Source organism: Archaeoglobus sp. UBA230 (assembly GCA_002507545.1).
Lineage (GTDB): Archaea > Halobacteriota > Archaeoglobi > Archaeoglobales > Archaeoglobaceae > Archaeoglobus.
This window is the reverse complement of record DAVR01000024.1, coordinates 78,838-99,600: the sequence shown is the minus strand read 5'-3', so window position 1 is coordinate 99,600 and position 20,763 is coordinate 78,838. Positions and strand designations below refer to the sequence as shown.

Genomic DNA, 20,763 nt, shown 5'->3' with positions numbered 1-20,763 from the left:
GATTATTATTCACTATGAAAAGAAGACTGCACACAACAATCAGCGAAGAGGCAAGCAGGATAATTGAGAGGTATCTTCCAGAATATGGAAGAGTCAACAATGTGATCGAGGAGGCTTTGACTGTTTTCGACAGATACAAAAGAGGGGTGGGCGAGGAGGCCTGCAACCTTTCTGAGATAATGGACGAGGCAAATCTCGTTGCGTTCAACGCTAAAACGATTGAACTCGTTGTTTCTGGCGAAATTGAAAGGGCTCTTTGTGATAACGAACTCGAAATATTGATCAGGAAACAGTACAACAAACCCATCTCCGAGATATCCCTTTCAGAAGCTGTTGAAGGTGTTAAAACGTGTCTAATCACAACGAGAAAAGCAACAAAAGTTAGTCTTAAACGAGATGATACGGGATACTATCTTTTAGTTACCTCAAATCTCGGTCAGAACACTGATTTGATAATATGTGAGGCTTTGAGAAGATTTTTTGAATTAAATTACAGCGTTACGGTTACATTTGAAGTTTTTCCGCAGGGTTACAGCCTTTTTATTAGGGAGAAGGAACCCAAGTTTGGGGTTTCAAATAATACGGAGATTAAGGCTACTCCAAAACCTTAACTTCTGCTTTTGGTTCCCGTCTTCTCGTAACAAAATCCTTAGCTGCAACAATTACTGGGCAGTAAGCAGGACAACTTTTTGAGACATGGATTCTGCAGAAGAGTTTTCGAGAACAGTCAACAACCCTGTAGCTCAGTTTTTCGACATCCATAACTATAAGTGCCATTGTTTTTCTTTGAACAATAGATAACTTTATGATATTGCTCTCAAGAGTGCTAATGACCATTGCAGAGTCTATTTCTCGACAAAATAAAGCATTTTTCTGCAATTGTGTGATTTAAATCTTATAAATAATTGTATTGAATTGCATTTTTGTAATTTCAAGCCCAACCACAAAGGTTATATTATGTCGGTAATTACAATTATAGTAATCATGAAAACGTGATCAGTGAGGTGGTAGGGTGCTAGATGTCGATACATTGTTCGGAAAAAAACCGAACGGAGAAAGTGAAAAGGTTTTGAAAATCATATCCCGCAGTGGCATGAGTAACATCCTTTTTAGCCTCGACAGAAAGCCCCTTCGATTTTCTCAGTTGATGTTTGAGACCAAGTTGAATCCTGGAATTTTAGACAGACATTTAAAGGCCCTGATGCAGCTTAGGATAGTAGATAAAACTTCTGATTCCTATCAATTGACTGAGAGTGGCAAGAGGCTTGTTAGAATTCTTGAGCAATTGTTTACACTTGTATAGTTGTGTGATGATAAATTATTATATTCTTTTTTAAAATTTAAATTTTCCTAATTTCGGATTTACCGATACATTTAAGTGTCCTTATTCGAAGCGAAATTATGTCTGGCCAGTTTGGCAAAGAAGAGCTTGTTCATCTGCATTTGTTGCTTTTCCATGTCAAAAAAACTTTTGAATGCTATGGTATTGACAACGAATACTTCAGAGAGTACGACGATTTGAAGATATCGCCCGTGCAGATTTTCAGACAGAAAAACGAGCATCAGGAAGCAATTTTCAAACTATGCATGGGAATAATGAAGGCAATGGGAAAGGAGAGAGAAGCTGAAGAAGTTTGCAAAACTCTTAAGAAAATCGCGATGGTTAGGGCGACGTACTAAGGAAAATATCGAAACTCAGCAACTTCACTATACTTTTTCCAGTCAGTTCTTCTTATCTCACCTCTTAGAACTTTTTCAGCAATGTTCAAAGCCCCTATTCTGTTTAGGGGCTGGTTGTTGTTTCCGCACTGGTAGCTGTAGGTGCATCTCGGACAGCCGTCAACTCTGTTGCACTCACAACCCTTGAGTATGCTCTGTGCAATTTTGAATGCTCGGTTTAATCTTTTGAAAAGCAGCTTGGATAAACCACTGCCACCAGCTGTTGCGTCGTATATAAAAATATCTCCTTCCGGAACGGAAATTCCTCCCATTTCTCTGCTACCTCCTCCGGTTATAGCATCAGTCGTTTCAATCAGAACATGCTCAAGGGCATGGAAGCTTCCAGCATAGTAGTCCTCGTAATCCTCGGGGTTGGGGAAAGGGGCGGAGAAGATCACACCCTTTGTCCTGAAGGTGTAGCTGACGGGCTCGTCGAGATGACGAATGCTCTTTCTTTCCTTCTCAAAGACGTTTCTCTCGATGTATCCGTGGAGGATGATTGTGATTTCAAGGGTGCAGTAGCAGGCGTTTACAGGTTCGAAAATCTCGGCTTCAACATCAACGACCCTTGGAATTGTTGTGTAGAGGGGATCAGTGATCTCGTTCCCGTCCCCGATACTAACGAGTTCTGCTCTAAGTTTTCTTAAATCAAGCTCTTGGGAGCGGTATCTCACGCCGTTGTGAATTATTATGCTGCCGGGAAAGAGTTCTTTAACGGCGATGGGCAAAGTTCTTTCTCCAATAAGCTTTCCATCGCAGTACATTTTGACCGAATCTCCTATGCCACGCATGCTGAAGCTTTTTGCAAACTCGAGTCCAAGGGCTGTTGGTAAATACATGCCGCCCCTCTTTATAACCAGCCCCCTACTTTCAAGCTCATTCAAAGTCTGGATGTATTCTTCCGCCTCATCATCCTTTAGCGGTCTCTCGATGCACATAGAAAGTATCTGGTACTTCATAATCTCCTCATTTTTCCTCTCCACATAACCACTTGCCTCATCCCTGAAATATTCTTCTGGATTGTTTTTGTAGTAGGTGCTTATCGAATCTTCTTCTCTCAAAACTATGATTCCCACACTCTCCTGTCCTTTCCTCCCCGCTCTTCCCATTCTCTGCTGCATCTGGCTGTAGGGGACAAGCTCAGAAATCACGACATCCACATCGCCGACATCAATTCCAAGCTCGAGAGTTGGAGTTGCCACAACAACATTTATCTCACCATTCCGGAATCTTTCCTCCACACCCCTCCTTACGTCCTTGGGCAGCCCGCTTTTATGTATTGCAGATTTAATGCCTGATCTCCTCAGGACAAGATTTATGGTCTCAACGCTCCTGTAACTGTTACCAAAAACAATTATTTTCCTGTTTCTCAAAGCCATCACGATGTCTCTGATTGTAGAATACATACTCGGCGTGTAGCGAGCGATGAGGTATAGCGTTGCCTTTCTGTGCTCTCCACTCACATGGATAAATTCTCGATCAAAAAGCTCCTCCGCAAACTCTTTGGCGTTTGACAGAGTTGCTGACGCACACGCAACCTGAAAATCGGCAAATCTCGAAAGTCTTTTCATGAGATAATGCATGTTGCTTCCCAGAACCCCAGTATAGGTGTGAAGTTCATCAACTGCGACAAAAACGACATCACGGCAGAAATGGCGAAAGGCTGGAGTATACCTGAGATGGTAGTCAACCATATCTGGGTTGGTTAGTATTATATCCGCTTTACCACCGAGAACAAGCTTTCTGCTTGTAGAATCCGAATCGCCATCGAATCTTACTGCCTTCAATCCAACAGATGCCGAGTATTCTTTTATTTTCAGTTCTTGATCTCTTGCAAGCGCTTTTGTGGGATAAAATATTATGCCCTTTCCTCCTCTTAACACTTTCTCGATAAGCGGAATGGCGAAGGCCTCAGTTTTACCAAAACCAGTTGGAGCCGTAATTACCACATTTTTACCTTTCATGAGAAGTTCTATGGCTTTTTTCTGAAATTCATAAAGTTTGGTTATCTCCCTACTCTTCAACACTTCTGAGAGCTTATGGGGTAGAAAATCAAGGGGTTTTGTCGGATATTCACGGAAAGGGCTGAAAATTCTGTACATTACGATTTCATCTTCGCAGTTAAAAATAGGTTCGAGCATTTTTCTGTAACCAACTTTCCGGAGCATCTCCAGATTTTTCTGCCTTATCGTTTCCTTCCTGCAGATACACCTTGTCTTGAGTCTGCCGCATTGCGAGCAGAATAACTCCTCCACCACTTATGTGATTCGACAGGAGGTAATAAATGGGTTATGCCATCAGTAGATGCTGAGAAACTCTATTCCTCTCTCGAGAAGAGCGTCAATACCCTCTCTACCCTCCATAATCCTCTTGTGGCCGGGGAGGATGTATTCCGCCTCCAGTGTTCTTATTTTTTCGAGTGACTTAGCCAAATCCTTTTTGTTGCTGCCATATATGTCGAACCTACCCGGAACTCCACCTTCAAAAATCAAATCACCGGTTATGGCGGCGGAATAATCAGGGAGGAAGAAGGTCAGACTACCGGGCGAGTGTCCGGGCGTCCTGATTACCTCTATCTCAGTGCTGCCAACAACAAAAACCTTTCCAAGCTTGATGTCTGAATTAAAGCGGAACTGGGAAACCTGGCTATCCTTTTCGTCAAATCCAAGCAAGGCACCTTTTTCAGTAAACATGACGTTACTCTCGCAATGATCCCTGTGCAAATGCGTGTTTATTACGAAATCAACTTTTTCAATCCCATCGTTCCTCATCAAACCGAGTAGGTTGGTGTAACTCTTAAAAGTGCCCGGATCAATAACAACAAACTCCTCATCGGCTATGATATAGCAGTTTGAGGAGTCATAAAATGCCTTTCCCCAAATGTAGGCGTAAACCTTGTCGAACAGCTTCATTGTTTAAGCTTAGACGGCAACATTTTTTAAATATGCTGTGCTAATTTGTCGGTCATGTTAAAAAAGGCTGCGGAAGATTTAAGTTGGTTAAAAACATCACACCACATGGAAATTTCAGAACTGGCATTTGAGTTGGGAGCGGACATTTTTGGGGTTGCAGATTTGGACGCTATCAGAGGTTACCCCGTTTACCCTGAAAACCTGCTCGAGAGTTTTGACTTTGGAATCACTGTTGGTGTGAAACTTCCAGACCCGATATTTGACTTGCTACCCGAATCAAGGCCAGTATATTCCCGCTATTATGTTGTGGCCAACGACCTTCTCGATAACATTGCCCTCAGGTTGAGCAGATACATTGAAAAAGAAGGGTATAAAGCACTTCCTATCCCGGCATCTAAGGTAATAGATGGTCTTTACTGGAGGAGCTACATCTCCCATAAGGCCATTGCGAGGGCTGCTGGTGTGGGGTGGATCGGCAGAAATCTTCTCCTCATCACCCCTGAATTCGGTCCAAGGTTAAGGCTGGCAAGCATTCTGACAGATATGCCACTCAAAGCTGGAAAACCAGCGAAAAACAGATGTGGGAAATGCAAGGAGTGCATTGATCACTGTATCACCAAGGCTTTGCATTTCTCCGAATTCGAAAATTATCCCGAAAGAGAGGAGGTCTTTGACGTTGACAAATGTGCCTCAAAGCTCAAGGAATTTGCCGCAGACCCGAACATAGGAACAATGGTCTGTGGAATTTGCATCAAAGTTTGCCCATGGGGGAAGAAAAATAAAGCCTGATTGACAATCGAACCATATGAAGGATGAAATAGCAAAGAAAGTCAGGGATTGGCTGGTTGACGAGGGGGTTTACAAGGACAAGATTGCCGACGAAAATGCCGATTACCACTTCATTGCCGAAATTCCTCCTAATTCGAGACAGTATATAGACATCGTTTTCCCCAAAAACAGGGACGACATGATTGTGATAGCGTCCGGTGTTAAGCTTAGTGATGAACATTATCGCTCCATCATGAGCCTCGGAGAAGCAAAAAGAGATGAGATTTTATGGGATATACGATTCAGGCTGCTGTTTCTTGAGACTGGTTTTCAGATTCTACCGAATGTGAAAGACCCCCAGATATTCCAGTTCACGAGGGAGGTTTACTTTGATGGTCTGAACAAGAATCTGTTCATGGATGCCTTAAAGCAGGTTCACCGCTGCAAGCTCTTCGTCATCTGGGTGATGCAGAAGACCTTTGGAGGACATTCGGAAGTTGACATGTCTATGTATCGTTAATTTTTAAATGAAAAAGTTCATAAAGTCCGAAATCTTTTTGCAGTCATGGAGTTCGGAACCGTTGCACCAACCTTCCCGCCGATTGGTGATGTTCCAAAAACTGCCAAGAGGATGGAAGAGAAGGGCTACGCTGCAATATGGGTTGCCGACCACCTGATGGGCTGGTATCCACATGATCTGTGGAAAGAGACTGTATTTGCAATGCGCTATCCATCATGCCACATGTTCTATGACGCTTTCTGCGAAATCTGCTACTCTGCACCTTTTACGGAAAGAATAAAGTTTGGAGTGAGCGTCACTGAGGTTTTCAGGAGACATCCTGCTGTTTTACTTCAGCAGGCTGTAACAGCAGATCACGCTACCAACGGAAGGTTTATTCTGGGTATCGGTGCAGGAGAGGCGGAAAACATTGTGCCCTATGGCATAGACTTTGAAAGGCCTGTAGCAAGACTTGAAGAGGCTGTTGAGATCATGAAACTGCTCCTCTCTACGGATTATGGAGAGACTGTTAACTATGAGGGTAAGTTTTACAGACTGGAGGATGCTGTATTTGACGTAAAACCTGTTGGGGAGATGCCTTTCTGGTTCGGCGCTCATGGAGACAGAATGCTAAAGCTTACGGCAAAGCATGGGGATGGATGGCTGCCTACCACTCTTCCACCCCAAGCATACGCAGAGAGAGCAGAGAAGCTGGACAAATACGCGAAGGAGTTCGGTAGAGACCCGGATGAGATAACAAAAGCCATATTCATTAGCCTGATCGTTGATGAGAAGCCAGAAGATGTGGAGAAACTTCTGCAATCTCCGATTCTGAAGGTGCACGCCCTTCTCCTTCCCTCGGAATTCTATGAAGCTCTCGGCTACAAACATCCCTTCGGGAAGTTCTATGGCCTGCTGGACTACATTCCAACAAAATATACCAAGGATCAAATCATGGAGGCAATAAAGCAAGTTCCCGATGAAATAATGAGAATCGCCTATGTGGCAGGAACGCCTGAAGAAATCGTTCAGCAGTTTGAGCAGTATGAAAAACTCGGAGTGAGCCACATCGTGATATGGAATCTGACATACTTCGGAGATGTGAGCAAGATAAAATCTTCCTATGCCCTCGTTGATGAGATCATGAGTCACTTTTAGCGGGCAAAATTTTTTTGCCCTCATGTCTTTTTTAGTATTATGACCCTAATCACTGAGGCAAAAAAGGCAGTCATTTCCGAATTTGTCAGAAAGGCGGCAGAATATGAAGGAATTGAGCCTGAAAAGTTGGTTAGGCTTATCTCTCACGGGTATGTTGTATTACCAAAAAACGTGCTTAGGGAGGAAATAAAGCCGAGAGCCATAGGTATGCTCACCTCAACAAAGGTCAACGCCAACGTCGGAACTTCAGCAGACTACATCAACGTTGAAGAGGAGGTTGAAAAGGCAGTCATTGCACAGAAGGCAGGAGCAGATGCAGTTATGGATTTATCTTCGGGAGGAGACCTCGATTCAATTAGAAAGAGGATAATGGAAGTTGTTAAAGTTCCATTTGGTACTGTGCCAATTTATCAGGCTGCAAGGGACTGCAGGATGGTTGTTGACATGGACGAGGATGACTTTTTCAGGGTTGTGGAGAGGCAGGCGAAGGATGGGGTTGACTTCATGACAATTCACTCTGGAGTTAATTGGGTGAGCGTGGAAAGGTTGAAAAGGTCAAACAGACTCCTTGGTGTGGTAAGCAGAGGAGGAGCAATTATTATCGGCTGGATGCTCCACAATGAAAGGGAAAATCCCTACTACAAGGATTTCGACTATCTTCTTGAAATTTTAAAGGAATATGACGTTACCATCAGCCTTGGTGATGCTTTCAGGCCGGGATGCATCCATGACGCTGGAGATAGGGTGAAGTACACCGAGTTTATAATGCTTGGTGAGCTTGTTGAGAAATGCAGAGAAGCTGGAGTGCAGTGCATGGTTGAAGGGCCAGGGCATGTGCCTCTCGACCAGATTGAGACATCAGTAAAGGCGATGAAGAGCGTCACCGACAATGCCCCCCTCTACCTCCTTGGTCCTCTTGTGACCGACATAGCCGCTGGATATGACCATATAGCCGCAGCTATTGGCGCAGCCATTGCGGGAATGGCCGGAGCAGATTTTATCTGCTATGTGACTCCTTCAGAACACCTTGCACTGCCGACAGTTGAGGACGTCAGAGAGGGCGTTATTGCGGCAAAGATTGCAGCTCACGCAATAGACTTGGTAAAGGACGGGCAGAGAGAGAGGGCAAGGCAGAGAGATTATGAAATGTCTCTTGCCAGAAAAAATCTCGATTGGAAGAGGCAATTTGAGCTATCCATTGATCCTGAGAAGGCGAAGGAAGTGCACGGTAGAAGAAGGTCAGAAAGCGATGCATGCAGCATGTGTGGCGATCTGTGTGCGATAAAACTTGTTAAGGAAGCCCTCGAAGAACGCCAAGTTTAAGTTTGTGGTATTTCAATCACAAAAACCGTCCCTTTTGGAACACTTTTTTCAACTTTTATACTTCCACCAAAACTCTCTACAAGCTTCCTGACGATGTAAAGTCCTAAACCGTTACCAGGACCAGTTGTAAAACCTTCTTCGAAGATTTTGTCTGTTATATGGGGAGGTATGCCAACTCCATCATCTGCAACCCTTATACAGACACCATTTTCACCCTTTTGAACTTCAATCTCGATTCTGCTTGCTTTACCGTGCTTAACAGAATTCCCTATTAGGTTTTCAAACACACTGTATATTCCATCATTCGCCATGATTTCAGCATCGCCCTTCACCTCTACCCTCACGTTGTATCCCTTAGCAACCTCTCTTACGACCTCCCCAATCCTAAAACGCTTTTTATCTTCTTCAGCAGAAGATTCAAGCTCCCCAACCTTTTTAATTATTCTCACACCACTTTCGACACTCTCTTTAATCTTCTGGATCAATCCTGCATCGTGCTTTTCCTCCAGCAATTCTGCGTAGGTATAAACTCTCGTGAAGACATTAAGAATGTCGTGCCTCAACATCTTGTTAAGGAACTTTAAGTAGTCCAGAAGACTTTCAATCTTTTTCTGTAGTCTGATTCTTTCTGAGACATCTGTAAAAACAGCCACAAAGTACCTTCTACCATCACTCTCCATCTCCTTAAATCTTACCTCAATCCATTGATAACCCCCACCTTTTTTTACCGCTCTCACAAGCAGCGGATATTCTTCCTTGTTTGTCTCACCTCTCAACGCTGCATCAATAGTTTTGATTGCTTTGTCCACATCTTCTGGATGGATGAGGCTCAGAGGATTCTTTTTCACTTGTTCGTCCTCTATACCCGTCCTGTCAGATATTCTGCCATTTACATATACAATCCTGCCCTTATCGTCGAAAATAGCAACCCCGGCTGGTAGACCATCAACAACCCTTTTCCAATCTATCACTATTTTTCCCTCTGCACGAACAGAGATATATTGCTTTCGGAAATCAGGTAAAGGTCTTGTTAATGGCTTCAGTTAGCTTGATGAGAAGTTCCACCTGTGCTTTGAAGGTCTTTGAGAGGCTTAAAGCAAGGCTATTTAGTTCGGTCTGGTTTGTAACCAGTCTCTGATAAACACCCTTCTGAATATAGGAAATTCCTGAATTTGCGTTTATGTCACCAAACACAACCGTAGCATTGCTTCCAAGATAGTTTATAGCAAGTGAGAAATTTTTCAGTGCATCAATGTTATACTTTGTAGCATTCAACGTTTCGATCAATATCTGAGAAATCCAGTAGTTTGCTACCAACGCTCCGTAAGCAACACCCCAAACGTTGGAAAAATTCAGATTTGCATTTTGAGTAGCAAGAGTATTGTTTGTAGAAGCATGAATAAGAAGGGTAGCGATATTTTCAAGTATTTGCAAAAGTAAGTCAACAGTAGCTATCAACAACTGAGCGAATTCGCTAAGTGTAACTACCATCTACTTTATGTTTAATCTTGGAAATAATAAATTTTTCGCATATTATCGTGTAATCCACAATTATGATAGTGACAAGATATGCACAACCTGAATAATTGTTAAGTAACCTGCCCGAATCTGGCCAGTGATGATGGATACAACAAAAATTACGGCCGATCTAATTAAAATAGATACACGAAACCCACCCGGCATAACAACTGAAGCCATAGAGTATCTTCAAGAGCTTTTTTCATCTTATAAAATAAAAATATATAAAAAAGAAGATGGAAAAGAGAATCTTATTGTTGTAATAAAAAAAGGAGAACCGACTTTGATGCTTACATCTCACCTCGATACAGTTCCTTCAGGGGATGAACTGCTGAATCCTGTCCTTGTTGATGGGAAACTTTATGGTAGGGGGAGCTGTGATGCCAAGGGATGCGTTGCAGCTATTTGTTCTGCAGTTCTTGGATTGAAGGATGTTGATTGTGGTTTGAAGCTGGCCTTTACATGCGATGAAGAAACTGGTGGGGTCAGCGGTCTTGGATATGTTTTTGAGAGGGAGAAAGCTGATGCCGTGTTAATTGGTGAACCGACCGGAAGTGCTGTTATCGGTGCTATACAGGCAGCAGTGCTTGCCGTTGACCTTGAGTTTATTGGAAATGCCGGACACACGGCTTCTCAAGACTCTAAGGAGGGTGCGGTTTACAAAGCCTCGAGTTATATAGTTGATAAAGTTGAGACGTTCAGAAGACTTGAGGGTGATTTTTCCCGTTATAAAGAATTCTTCACCAGACTGGGAATGGATTTCATAATCAAAAGCTGGCATGCAGTCTTCAACCCATCAATGATAAGAGGAGGGGTTAAGAGAAACGTTGTTGCTCCAAGATGCACCGTTGGGGCTGATGTCAGATTTGCACCGTGGGTGAGCATAGATGATGTTAGAAAAGAGCTTTATGAAGAGGATGTCGAGTTCAAGGTTGAGGGCTTTCTTCAGCCGTATGGTGTGCTGTGCGACAGGGTAAAGGTTGAAGATGACGTGGCTTTTCTTAAAATAATCTCAGAAGCGATAAAGTCTCAGGGATTGAGTCCAAAGGCTGTCTTCTCTCTTGGTGTCGGTGATACGAGGCATGTTAGAAAATATGGAATTCCAGCGTTCTACCTCGGACCGGGAGGTGGAAACATGCACGGTGATGACGAATTCGTCTACATTGACGAGCTTGAAAGGGTTCGAAAAATCTACAGAAGAGTGGTTGAGCTCTTTTCAAACTTTAAAAGGTCCTAACCCTGCCTTCAATTACCATATCTGTAATCTCTCCTACCCTCCCAAGCATATCTTCGGCGATATCCCTTGCAGGTCTCTCTATCTTCTGAATATCGTAACCTCTCTTGGGGATGACTTGAATGCTCAGAGCTCTCGGCTCATCAATCGGTTTCCCTATCTGGCTCAGTATTCTGACATAAACTTCCTGTATGCCCTCAACATTCTCTGAAATTTTCCTTGCAATTAGATTTGCGAGAAGGTTGTAAATCTTTCCAACATGGTTTATCGGGTTTTTTCCACTACTTGCCTCCATGCTCATGGGTCTTCCGGGAGTTATGAGCCCGTTACACCTGTTTCCTCTACCCACACTTCCATCATCGCCGTTTTCGGCAGATGTGCCCGTGACGGTCAGATATATGCAGCCTGCCTCATAGTCATCCGCGGTGTTAACGAAGACCTCCACTTCCCTCTCTGTATATTCTGAAGAGATATCCCTGACAAACCTCTCAAGCTCTTCCTTGATCGCATCGTAGTCCTTTATACTTTCAACATATCTGTCAACAAAGGCAGCGGCAATCGTAAGGGTTATTTTGTTCTTCTCTCTCAGACCCATTACCTTCACGTCCTCTCCAATAGCCGGATTAATTTTTCTGAATTCCTCATAAATTCTCCTTTCGACATTGTAGACCAGATTTTCAGTATCAGATAGTGGGGCAAAACCTATGCCGAACGAAGTATCGTTTGCAAGAGCAACCTGACCTTTCCTTCTCCTGAACACATCTTGCAGATCAGTGCTGCCCTCTCCAAGCCTTACGTTAAAAACAACGTCTAAATCAGCATCGAGGTTCTGCATGTGCTGCTTTATGTAGTCCTTTGCCGCCTTGAGTGCTATCTTGTCGGTAGGGATGTATTCGCCATTGAAGTACTTCGTCGCTCTGCCAACGAGGAGGACATAAATCGGCTCTATCACCTCTCCCCCTCCGAACTGGGGGTTAGAGCGGCCAGCAACGATCTGCGTCTCGTCTGTGTTGTGATGTAAAATAGCGCCAAAACGTCGGATGTATTCTTTACTCAGTTCCCTACTCATAGCTTCAGCCATTCCGTCAGCCAAGCTATCGGGATGACCGATGCCCTTTCTCTCGACTATCTCGATTATCTGCTCTTCAATAGGGGTGTGAACCAGTTCTTCCACGTAAATGTTCGGCATAGACTCACCTGACTTGAGCTTATGATAGGAAATATAAAAGTTGCAGTTGGGAATTTAAACTACCCTTCGTCTTGCCTTCGATCCCTTCTCGTTATAAATCCAAAATTTAAGGAAAAATCTAAAATATTGTTTACAATTTCAATTGATGATTGAGCTTCCAAGTAATGTCTGGTATGAAGATGAGCCTTTGCGCTTTGAACCACCAGAGAACTGGGATGTTACCGTTTTCAGGATGTCAGGTGATTCGGCTGCTTCAATCAGCAGGGAAGAAATAATTCAAAGCCTGAGAGAACCTGTAGCATCGAAACCGCTATCTAAGCTCGCCGAAGAGAAGAGGGAGGCAGTGATAGTGTTTGATGACATGACGAGACCAACAAAGCTTGACGAAATAGCAAGGACTGTTATTGAGGAGATTAAGAAGGGTGGTGTCTCGGATGAGAATATTGTCTTCGTCTGTGCAAACGGTGCTCACGGAACTTATGACAGAGAAGATTTCGCAAAGAAGCTCGGGGAAGATATTGTGGAAAGTTACCCCACTTTCAACCACAACTGCCTCACAAACCTCGAATATCTTGGAGACACAACAGCAGGAACTCCGGTTGATATAAATGCTGAGGTGATGAGCTACCGTCTAAAAATCGGACTGGGATGCATAGTTCCTCACCCACAGTTTGGTTACGGCGGTGGAGCGAAGTTGGTTTTACCGGGTGTAGCTGGCATAAGGAGTATAACCTATAACCACGGGGTGATAGGGGGTTGGAGTGCGGCGATGAGCGTGAGAGAACTACACCCTACTTGCCAAATGGCTTACGGAAGGGTAAATGAAGAGAATATTCTGAGAAAAGATGCAGAAGAGGCAGCAAGGATGGCAGAGTTCGATTTCATTGTCAACACTCTTGTGAATACAAAAAGGGAGAACACGCATGTATTTGCAGGAGACATAATCGAGGCACAGAGAAAAGGGGTTGAGGTGGCGAAAAGTCACTATTCCACACAGATTTCAATGGATTTTGATGTAGTTATATCAAACGCATATTCGAAGGCAAGCGAATCTGCTATTGCCACGTGGACATCCATATGTCTGAAACAAGGAGGAACCCTTGTCATTGTCTGCAACTCGAAAACTGGTCAGATCAGCCATTATGTTCACGGAAGGTGGGGAATGAGGAAAAAAGGTGGACTTTTGTACCTTCCCCCTCCAGATACACTGAAGAAGGTAGGAAAAGTCTTATTTGTGTCTGAATATCAGGAAAAACAGCCCTGGCTTGAGGTATATGACGATAGAGTAATCAAAGTTAAATCAATGGAAGATGTAGTCGAAGAAATTGGGAGGGAAAAGCAGAGGGTTGCTGTGTTTCCTGATGCCACTATACAAAAGCCATTTTAAAATTTTTGAATATTTTTTCAAATCAGAGTAAGATATTAATACCAATAGCTCTTAATTTTAAAAAATTTAGTTGAGGTGAAGAAAGTGAATGGTAAAATAAAACTACTGTTTCTTTCGCTCGTATTAGCGAGCGTTTTGCTTGCAGGCTGTAGTGGTGGCCAGCCAGAGTCAGGAGCTGGGACAGCAGAAACAACTCCTACACCTACAGAGGCAGGGGGACAGGAGGGAAGTGGCAATCCCTATGATACAGCAAATGAGATATCTCCCCCACCAGAAGCAGCTGACGTGCACGAAACTATAAAGCCCATTCTCGATTCAGTTTTCGGAGGTGCTAAGCTTACCGATTACCTATCAAGTCAGGGACCGGGAGGTAAGGGTGTTTCGCTCGTATATGTTGTCAAAAATACTATAGATTCAGGAAAAGCTCAGGAACTCAGGGACAGAATTGCATCTGCGGGATATACTTCGATTTATGGTGGGATGGAGAGTGACAGTTTTGGTTTCCAGTTTGTCAAAGACAACAAAATCCTGATAGTTGGTGGGGATATCGGTGGAAATTATATCACTGTAGTATGGGGAGAGGGTAGCTAAAATGGCGACATCTGTAGGGCTAAATGAGAATGTAGAGGGTGCACTTGCGTATCTGCTCGGCTTCATAACGGGTATAGTGTTTCTAATTGTTGAGAAGGAAAGCAAGTTTGTCAGATTTCATGCGATGCAATCCGCGATTACGTTCGCTGGATTCTGGATCGTCGGTATGATTTTGTCATATGCCCTGATCCCGGTGATGGGATTTGGATTCTTGTTCTTTGGCGGACTGCTGGTGATGCTAATCAACATAGTTGCCTTTGTCACTTGGATAGTCTGCATGTACAAGGCATACAAGGGTGAGTGGTTCAAACTTCCAGTTGTTGGAGACATAGCCGAGCAACAGGTCGGAAGCTTTGAAACCTAACCTTTTTATTTTAATCTTTTTTATCAGGAATTATGAAACAATTCGAATTTCAGATTGAAAAATGCCATCTATTAAGGCTGGATTATGGAAAGAATCTGGTTGATCAGCTTTCCAGCTTTCTGGAGAAAGAAGGGATAGAGGCTGCTTACGTAAGCGGAATTGGAGCTGTTAAAAATGCTGAAATTGGATATTATGACCAAGAAAAGAAAGAGTACGTGAAAAGGAGGATTGAGGAAGAACTTGAGATACTGAGTCTTTCTGGCAACGTATCGTTAAAGGATGGTAGACCATATCCCCACATCCACGTAGTTCTTGGCAAGGATGGTAATGTTTATGCGGGACATCTCTTTTCTGCCGAAGTCTTTGCGTGTGAAATTTTCCTTTTGGTTTTGGACGGTGAAGCACCAGTAAGGGAATTTGACAGGCAGACGGGACTGTTTCTCTGGTCTTAGGATCGCTTAAACCTTGGAATGCAGATTATCTCTCTAATTTCCATATCGAAAAAGTTGTTCATGTGAGCAGGCCTTATCACAACTGCCGTGTCAGCACCTCTGCTTTTCCCACCAATTGCAACAACCTCTTCAATCGGTATCGCTCCGCTGTCTGCTGCCATAATCGCTATCTCAACGCAAACTTTAAGTCCGTGCCCAAATAGAGAGCGAAGAGCTTCGGCAATTGCCTCGGTTCTGCTTGCGCCACCAAGTTTCCTGCTAATACTCCTCTCAAGCCCTGAGAGTATGTGGGACTGTCTGACAATCTTTACACCTCTTCTCCTTAATTCTTCCTCAACCTCAGGAGGCATCGTGTTCTCTCCCTCTTTCAAAAAACCCGTGTGGTATGTCACGATAACCAGCTGCATACTCTCGTCTATTATCTCCGCTGCTTTCAGAGCAGTATCGCCATAGGAGGATGCAACAACAATGTGCTTTATTCCAAGCTCCCTTGCCCTGTCAACCGCAAGCTTGAGAGTTGCGTCCGTATTTTTCCTACCCGGCTTATCGAAATAGACTATTCTTTTCTCCTGCATGGCTTGTTGAGAATTTCAGGAAATAAAAAAGCTAAGGTAAGAGGCTTATCATGAACTCCGCAATGTCCTCAATATCATCTCTCCTGAACCACCTGTACCCATTAACTCTCTCGTCGCAGATAACAGCCAAAATTCTGCCCTGTCTGAAGTGTTCAACCTCATCCGGCGTTTTAACAACAACTATCCTATCCTTTCCAGCCTTGCTGAACCCTTCGGTCAACACAATATCGTATTCACTAAGATAGCGTTCACAAATCCAGTCGAGATCACTTCCCTCTTCCTCATTAACCCTTCTGATGAGTGCGAGCTTCACGGGTGAGGCGATAACGACATCAGCACCACTCTGGTATATCTTCCAGGAGTCCTTTCCCTCTTTATCTATCTCAAAATCCCCATGAGCGTGTCTTTTTACAACAACAACCCTCAACCCTTTCTCCCTCAAAATGGGAACAATTCTGGTTATGAGAGTTGTTTTGCCGCTGTCAGAAGTGCCCACTATGCTCAGGATCATGGGGAAATATGGGGGTGAGGGGTTCATAATTCTACCGATTCAGAACCCCAGCACGTCGGCCATCGAGTAAAGGCCAGGTTTATCAACCTCAGCCAGCCACAATGCAGCCTTGACAGCACCTGATGCGAAACACTCTCTATTCGTCGCTCTGTGTGTGATCTCTATCCTCTCTCCATTGCCAAAGAAGAAAACCATGTGCTCTCCAACAACATCTCCTCCTCTCACGCCAAATACTCCTATTTCATCCCCTCTCGGCGATAGGCCTTCCCTACAGGTTTTAATGTCTAAGCTTTTCCCCTTTTCAGCCATCACACTTCTTAATATCTCTGCAGCTCTCAATGCCGTCCCACTCGGCGAATCTCGTTTGTGTTTGTGGTGTATCTCGACAATTTCAACATCAAAGTCACTCAGAAAGCTCGCAGCATATTCAACAACCTTAAAGAAAACGTTGACGCCAAGGCTGAAGTTCGGTGAGAGAATAAAGGGAACTTTTCTCGAAAGTTCCTCAAGCTCTTTTCTCTGTTCTTCAGTAAAACCTGTTGTGCCCATTACGATCTTAACACCTTTTTCAGCTGCAATCCTTGCGTTCTGAACTGCAGCATCGGCAACGGTGAAGTCAATCATAACATCCGCATCGAGTTTTGAAACATCATCCTGTATCGGCACACCAATTTTACCGATTCCTGCAAGCTCACCCGCATCTTTCCCAACTTCTACAACGTCAAAAGCCTGAACGATGTTCAAACCACTCTCGACAGCCTTTTTTACAACAAGTCTCCCCATTCTCCCTGCTGCTCCGCAAACAGCAACTCTCATGAAAGAAATAGACGCGAGATTTTAAAAATTTTAGATAAGCTCAAGCTCTTTTAGGACAGCCCTAACCTTATCAGTCTTTTCTTCCGAAAGCTCGACAAGTGGCAATCTTGGCCTCCCCGCTGCAAGACCCATCAGGTTCATGGCCTTCTTAACAGGAATCGGGTTTGTGTCAATGAAGAGCACGTCAAAGAGGGGTGAAAGTTTGTGATGAATCTCGGCGGCTTTTTTCAGGTTACCCGCAGCAAGAGCGTTGTACATTTCCTTCATCAGATGTGGGGCAACATTCGCTGCAACGCTTATAACACCTTTCCCGCCAAGACAAAGTATTGGCAAAGTCAGAAAGTCATCTCCTGAGAGAAGGACGAAATCATCGGGTGTTGTTCTGATTATCTCGGAAATCTGCTTCAGGTTCCCGCTTGCCTCCTTAATTCCAACGATGTTGTCTATCTCTGCCAGCCTTCTAATAAGCTCAGGTGTTGTGTTGATCCCCGTCCTGCTCGGTACATTGTAAATTATCACCGGTATTGAAACTTCAGAAGCCACGGTCTTATAGTGCTGATACAACCCCTCCTGATTTGGTTTGTTGTAATAGGGTGTAACAAGCATCGCAGCTTCAGCTCCAGACTTTTCCACTTCTTTAGCAAGCCATATAGCCTCTCTCGTGGAATTTGACCCTGCCCCCCCTATCACGGGAAGCTTTGACGTCTCAGCTACGTATCTCACAACATCAACATGCTCTTCGTAACTTAGTGTTGCAGCTTCACCAGTTGTTCCAGCAGGAACCAGAGCATCTACGTGTTTTTCCAGATAATCTAGATTTTTAGCTATCCCCTCAAAGTCAACACTGAAATCTTCCCTGAATGGCGTCACCATTGCAGGTATAACGCCCTCAAACATTGACCAACCCCCTGTTCACCTTCCTTGTGATATACCCTGCAACCCTGTTGCGAACTTTCTTGCTTTGAATATTGGTTAATTCGGCAACAAGTCTCTTGTTCTCATCAAAATCTCCAGTAAACACTTCTGGATACTTCTTTAGCAACTCTCTCGCAATAACCTTGATATATGCAGGTTTTACCGTCCCCATGATTTGACTGCTTAAGCAAGATTATTTAACGTTTGCCACTCTATTATCATAACCCGAAATCCATGCGTCAGTTTCGCATTTTTGTTCTTAAGCCCCTCAACCTTTTGCCGTAATCTGCAACTCAGAGTGGAACTTCTTAACGTATTTTGCTGTCTCACACTGTATGCTTATTGCTGTTTGACCATCTGATGTGGATTTTTGGCATTTTTTGAGTTTGCTTCTATGGAATATCCAGAGACATTAAAAATTTGTATGTATGAGTATAGCCCTCCAAAAAGGCTACATCCACCTGCAAATCCTCCTCTCTGCAATTTCGAGTATGATGTAAAGGGAGAAGCCGAGCAAGGCCATTGCAGCTATAGCTGCATACATTATTTCGTAATCAGCCCTGCTCCAAGAGTCCAGAATTACGTATCCAAGACCGGTGTTTGTGGCGAAGCTTTCTGCAAAGAAAAGAACAGCTACTGCTGTGCCGACACTTATTCTCAGGGCAGTTATTATCTTCGGCATCGCTGCCGGAATTATGACATATCTGTAAACATCCAGTTTTGAAGCTCCAAGCGATTTAATCGAATAGATGTAATACTCGCTTACCTGCCTCGCCGCATCTCTCGTTGTTACTGCAATCTGAAAGAAGAGAATTGTGGCAATCAGTGCAACCCTTGAAAAGTCACCAATGCCAAATAAAAGTATGTAGAGGGGGAGGAGAACGATATGTGGAATCGGGTAGAGGAGGTAAATGAGAGGGGAGATAAGCCTGTCAACAGTGTCCTCTCTGCTCAGAATGCCAGCAGGAAAGGCAAGGCTGAAAGCCAGAAGGAGAGCATAAACGACTCTAAGCAGGCTAACAGCAGCATGCCTCGACAGCTCGTGTGCAGAGTTGATTAGGGAAGCTAAGACAACCTCAGGAGATGGGAGTGCGGGATGGGCTATCAGGACTGACAGACCCTTCCAGAGTATTAGAAGAATGATGAGAGTTCCTAAGTAGCTCCAACCTCTATTATCTCTCTTATCTCCCTGCATTTCTCGAAATACACCTCTTCTTGCCTGTAGTCCTCTTTTCCCACCTTCGGGTTATTCACAATGGCCTTAACTCTTCCCGGTCTTGGTGTTAGCACGACAATTTTCTTTCCCAGAAATACAGCCTCCTCTATGCTGTGAGTAACGAGAATCATTGTCGTCTTGGTCTCCTTCCAAAGATTCAACAGGAAATTCTGCATTTTCTCTCTTGATAATGCATCGAGAGAAGAGAGCGGTTCATCCATCAACAGTATCTCTGGTTCCACAGCCAAAGCTCTCGCGATTGCAACTCTCTGTCTCATCCCACCACTCAAGTGCTTTGGATAATACCTATCAAACCTCTTAAGCCCAAATTTCTCCAGAAGCCCCTCTACTTTCTCCCTTTCCACATCTCTTTCTACCCCTCTGATCCTCAGACCTAAAGCCACGTTATCGTAAACGGTTTTCCAGGGGAACAGACCGTAATCCTGCAGAATTAAGGCCGCATTCTTCACAGGACCACCCACAATTTTGTTTTCAATATAAACCTCTCCACTGGATGGCTGTAACAGTCCGGAAATGATTAAAAGAAGGGTTGACTTCCCACAGCCAGAAGGTCCGATGATTGCACAGCTCTCACCTCTCTCAACTTCAAGACTTACGTCCTCTAAGGCTCTCACATCGCCGTAGGATTTTGATACGTTCCTAACTGAAATCATATATCTGCCACAGCTTCCTCATAGGCCACTTCCTTACTTATCAGGCTCTTCTTCGTTGCCCAGTCGAGGTATCTCTGATAGAAATTTATAGGGAACTTTTCAGGCTCAGGATACTCCGGCATGGGATAGCTGTTTGCTATGTTCTCGGGAACTCTTGCAACTTCAATGAATTTCTCTCTGTATCTGTCTTTTTCCGAATTAATTTTTTTCACTGCTTCTCTATATGATTCGAGGAATTTCTTGACTTCATCCTTATGATCGTCAACGAAATCTCCTCTGAAGACAATTACAGTCTGAGTTAGGCTCTCATTCATCATTGCATCACTGAGAATCAGCTTTGCACCCTGACTCATGGCATAACTCGCAAGAGGTTCTGGCAGCGTAGCGGCATCAACCTTCCCGTCAAGCAACGTCCTAAGTCTTACGGGTATCTGTTTTATTTCGACCTTCTTATAACTTATGTTGTATTTAGACAGCATAACGTCTGTTATATACTCTATAATTGTATTGCTTGAAATTGCAATCTCCTTTCCGTTTAAATCCTTTACTGTGCTTATAGTTGAGTTGGGTGCAGCCAGAATTGCAAAAACACCTTCATCCGGTTTCTTGCCGAGACAAATCGAGACTATTCTAACATCATACTCCTTATCTCTCAGAAGAATTACAGCAAGCGGGTCGGTTATAACAGCATCAACATCTCCAGCCATGAGGGCAGCATCCCTCTCAAGAGCGCTGTTGAAGGAGATAATCTCCACCTCAAGACCATGCTTTGAGAAAATCCCTTCGTCACCTGCAACAACAATCGGTAAGGAATCTTCAATAGGGAGGATTCCGATTCTGATCTTTGTCTCTGCTGGTTTCTCTGCAGAGCATCCCATCACGAGAAGGGCAACTGTCAGTAGAGCACAGAGCAGCAGCGACCTCATGCCGGGACAAAGACAT

The 20,763-nt window shown here is 43.9% G+C and carries 26 protein-coding genes; 12 read left to right on the top strand and 14 right to left on the bottom strand.

Going from position 1 to position 20,763, the window contains the following annotated elements; translation table 11 throughout:
* Positions 1–14 precede the first annotated feature (14 nt).
* Complete coding sequence (locus tag BP688_RS06780; RefSeq protein ID WP_290598143.1) at positions 15–611, top strand: hypothetical protein; 597 nt, start codon at positions 15–17, stop codon at positions 609–611.
* Here the strand turns inward: BP688_RS06780 and BP688_RS06775 are convergent.
* Positions 595–837 carry a hypothetical protein gene (locus BP688_RS06775; protein WP_290598142.1) on the bottom strand — a complete coding sequence of 81 codons (243 nt, stop codon included), beginning with the start codon at positions 835–837 and terminating at the stop codon, positions 595–597. The genes BP688_RS06780 and BP688_RS06775 overlap by 17 nt on opposite strands.
* Before the next feature lie 175 nt (positions 838–1,012).
* Between BP688_RS06775 and BP688_RS06770 the strand changes: the two genes are divergently transcribed.
* Positions 1,013–1,303, top strand: a complete 291-nt coding sequence (locus BP688_RS06770) for a helix-turn-helix domain-containing protein (protein ID WP_290598141.1) — start codon at positions 1,013–1,015, stop codon at positions 1,301–1,303.
* Between the two features lie 98 nt (positions 1,304–1,401).
* Positions 1,402–1,680 (top strand): UPF0058 family protein, encoded by a 279-nt coding sequence (locus tag BP688_RS06765; RefSeq protein ID WP_290598140.1) that lies wholly within the window; start codon positions 1,402–1,404, stop codon positions 1,678–1,680.
* Here BP688_RS06765 and BP688_RS06760 read toward each other — a convergent pair.
* Positions 1,677–3,977, bottom strand: coding sequence for a DEAD/DEAH box helicase (locus tag BP688_RS06760; RefSeq protein WP_290598139.1), 2,301 nt, complete (start codon positions 3,975–3,977; stop codon positions 1,677–1,679). The genes BP688_RS06765 and BP688_RS06760 overlap by 4 nt on opposite strands.
* A gap of 39 nt (positions 3,978–4,016) precedes the next feature.
* The gene (locus BP688_RS06755) at positions 4,017–4,631 is read right to left on the bottom strand and encodes an MBL fold metallo-hydrolase (RefSeq protein WP_290598138.1); all 615 of its coding nucleotides are present in this window, start codon (positions 4,629–4,631) and stop codon (positions 4,017–4,019) included.
* Positions 4,632–4,736: 105 nt separating this feature from the next.
* Here BP688_RS06755 and BP688_RS06750 point away from each other — a divergent pair, with 105 nt between their 5' ends.
* Genes BP688_RS06750 through thiC form a run of 4 tightly spaced genes read left to right on the top strand, consistent with a single transcriptional unit; the run spans position 4,737 to position 8,379 of the window.
* Positions 4,737–5,420: a 4Fe-4S double cluster binding domain-containing protein gene (locus tag BP688_RS06750; RefSeq protein WP_290598137.1), complete on the top strand. Its 684-nt coding sequence runs from the start codon at positions 4,737–4,739 to the stop codon at positions 5,418–5,420.
* Positions 5,421–5,436: 16 nt separating this feature from the next.
* Positions 5,437–5,919 carry a DUF2299 domain-containing protein gene (locus BP688_RS06745; RefSeq protein WP_290623552.1) on the top strand — a complete coding sequence of 161 codons (483 nt, stop codon included), beginning with the start codon at positions 5,437–5,439 and terminating at the stop codon, positions 5,917–5,919.
* 45 nt (positions 5,920–5,964) lie between these two features.
* Entirely contained in the window at positions 5,965–7,056 is a 1,092-nt protein-coding gene (locus tag BP688_RS06740; protein ID WP_290598135.1) for an LLM class flavin-dependent oxidoreductase, read from the top strand.
* A gap of 39 nt (positions 7,057–7,095) precedes the next feature.
* Positions 7,096–8,379 (top strand): phosphomethylpyrimidine synthase, encoded by a 1,284-nt coding sequence (gene thiC, locus BP688_RS06735; RefSeq protein WP_290623554.1) that lies wholly within the window; start codon positions 7,096–7,098, stop codon positions 8,377–8,379.
* Here the strand turns inward: thiC and BP688_RS06730 are convergent.
* Together BP688_RS06730 and BP688_RS06725 are read right to left on the bottom strand one after the other, a co-directional pair.
* Positions 8,376–9,350 (bottom strand): ATP-binding protein, encoded by a 975-nt coding sequence (locus BP688_RS06730; RefSeq protein WP_290598133.1) that lies wholly within the window; start codon positions 9,348–9,350, stop codon positions 8,376–8,378. The genes thiC and BP688_RS06730 overlap by 4 nt on opposite strands.
* Positions 9,351–9,393: 43 nt before the next feature.
* A complete protein-coding gene (locus tag BP688_RS06725) occupies positions 9,394–9,870 on the bottom strand; it encodes a hypothetical protein (RefSeq protein WP_290598132.1) in 477 nt (158 codons plus the stop codon).
* A 313-nt stretch (positions 9,871–10,183) separates the two neighbouring features.
* On the opposite strand from BP688_RS06725, the gene BP688_RS06720 reads away from it, so the two are divergent.
* The gene (locus BP688_RS06720) at positions 10,184–11,134 is read left to right on the top strand and encodes a M20 family metallopeptidase (RefSeq protein ID WP_290623556.1); all 951 of its coding nucleotides are present in this window, start codon (positions 10,184–10,186) and stop codon (positions 11,132–11,134) included.
* Here BP688_RS06720 and BP688_RS06715 read toward each other — a convergent pair.
* Complete coding sequence (locus tag BP688_RS06715) at positions 11,121–12,320, bottom strand: methionine adenosyltransferase (protein WP_290598130.1); 1,200 nt, start codon at positions 12,318–12,320, stop codon at positions 11,121–11,123. The genes BP688_RS06720 and BP688_RS06715 overlap by 14 nt on opposite strands.
* A gap of 145 nt (positions 12,321–12,465) precedes the next feature.
* On the opposite strand from BP688_RS06715, the gene BP688_RS06710 reads away from it, so the two are divergent.
* From BP688_RS06710 to BP688_RS06695, 4 genes are all read left to right on the top strand, one after another.
* Positions 12,466–13,707: a lactate racemase domain-containing protein gene (locus tag BP688_RS06710; RefSeq protein ID WP_290598129.1), complete on the top strand. Its 1,242-nt coding sequence runs from the start codon at positions 12,466–12,468 to the stop codon at positions 13,705–13,707.
* Between the two features lie 84 nt (positions 13,708–13,791).
* The gene (locus BP688_RS06705) at positions 13,792–14,298 is read left to right on the top strand and encodes a hypothetical protein (protein ID WP_290598128.1); all 507 of its coding nucleotides are present in this window, start codon (positions 13,792–13,794) and stop codon (positions 14,296–14,298) included.
* Between the two features lies 1 nt (position 14,299).
* A complete protein-coding gene (locus tag BP688_RS06700) occupies positions 14,300–14,662 on the top strand; it encodes a DUF4870 domain-containing protein (RefSeq protein ID WP_290598127.1) in 363 nt (120 codons plus the stop codon).
* A gap of 32 nt (positions 14,663–14,694) precedes the next feature.
* Positions 14,695–15,114, top strand: a complete 420-nt coding sequence (locus tag BP688_RS06695) for a PPC domain-containing DNA-binding protein (RefSeq protein ID WP_290598126.1) — start codon at positions 14,695–14,697, stop codon at positions 15,112–15,114.
* On the opposite strand, the gene BP688_RS06690 is transcribed toward BP688_RS06695, so the two are convergent.
* The 8 genes from BP688_RS06690 to BP688_RS06655 all read right to left on the bottom strand — a co-directional run bounded on the left by BP688_RS06690 (position 15,111) and on the right by BP688_RS06655 (position 20,747).
* The gene (locus BP688_RS06690) at positions 15,111–15,689 is read right to left on the bottom strand and encodes a pyruvate kinase alpha/beta domain-containing protein (RefSeq protein ID WP_290598125.1); all 579 of its coding nucleotides are present in this window, start codon (positions 15,687–15,689) and stop codon (positions 15,111–15,113) included. The two genes, BP688_RS06695 and BP688_RS06690, sit on opposite strands and share 4 nt — an antisense overlap.
* Before the next feature lie 31 nt (positions 15,690–15,720).
* A complete protein-coding gene (mobB, locus tag BP688_RS06685) occupies positions 15,721–16,200 on the bottom strand; it encodes a molybdopterin-guanine dinucleotide biosynthesis protein B (protein WP_290598124.1) in 480 nt (159 codons plus the stop codon).
* 39 nt (positions 16,201–16,239) lie between these two features.
* Positions 16,240–17,016 (bottom strand): 4-hydroxy-tetrahydrodipicolinate reductase, encoded by a 777-nt coding sequence (gene dapB / locus BP688_RS06680; RefSeq protein WP_290598123.1) that lies wholly within the window; start codon positions 17,014–17,016, stop codon positions 16,240–16,242.
* Between the two features lie 30 nt (positions 17,017–17,046).
* Positions 17,047–17,913 (bottom strand): 4-hydroxy-tetrahydrodipicolinate synthase, encoded by an 867-nt coding sequence (gene dapA, locus BP688_RS06675; protein WP_290623558.1) that lies wholly within the window; start codon positions 17,911–17,913, stop codon positions 17,047–17,049.
* Positions 17,906–18,103: a 30S ribosomal protein S17e gene (locus tag BP688_RS06670; protein ID WP_290598121.1), complete on the bottom strand. Its 198-nt coding sequence runs from the start codon at positions 18,101–18,103 to the stop codon at positions 17,906–17,908. Before BP688_RS06670 ends, dapA begins: the two co-directional genes overlap by 8 nt.
* A gap of 279 nt (positions 18,104–18,382) precedes the next feature.
* Positions 18,383–19,126 carry an ABC transporter permease gene (locus BP688_RS06665; protein ID WP_290598120.1) on the bottom strand — a complete coding sequence of 248 codons (744 nt, stop codon included), beginning with the start codon at positions 19,124–19,126 and terminating at the stop codon, positions 18,383–18,385.
* Positions 19,084–19,821 (bottom strand): ABC transporter ATP-binding protein, encoded by a 738-nt coding sequence (locus BP688_RS06660; RefSeq protein ID WP_290598119.1) that lies wholly within the window; start codon positions 19,819–19,821, stop codon positions 19,084–19,086. Before BP688_RS06660 ends, BP688_RS06665 begins: the two co-directional genes overlap by 43 nt.
* Positions 19,818–20,747, bottom strand: a complete 930-nt coding sequence (locus BP688_RS06655) for a MetQ/NlpA family ABC transporter substrate-binding protein (protein WP_290598118.1) — start codon at positions 20,745–20,747, stop codon at positions 19,818–19,820. The genes BP688_RS06660 and BP688_RS06655 overlap by 4 nt, the downstream gene beginning before the upstream one ends.
* Between the last annotated feature and the right edge of the window lie 16 nt (positions 20,748–20,763).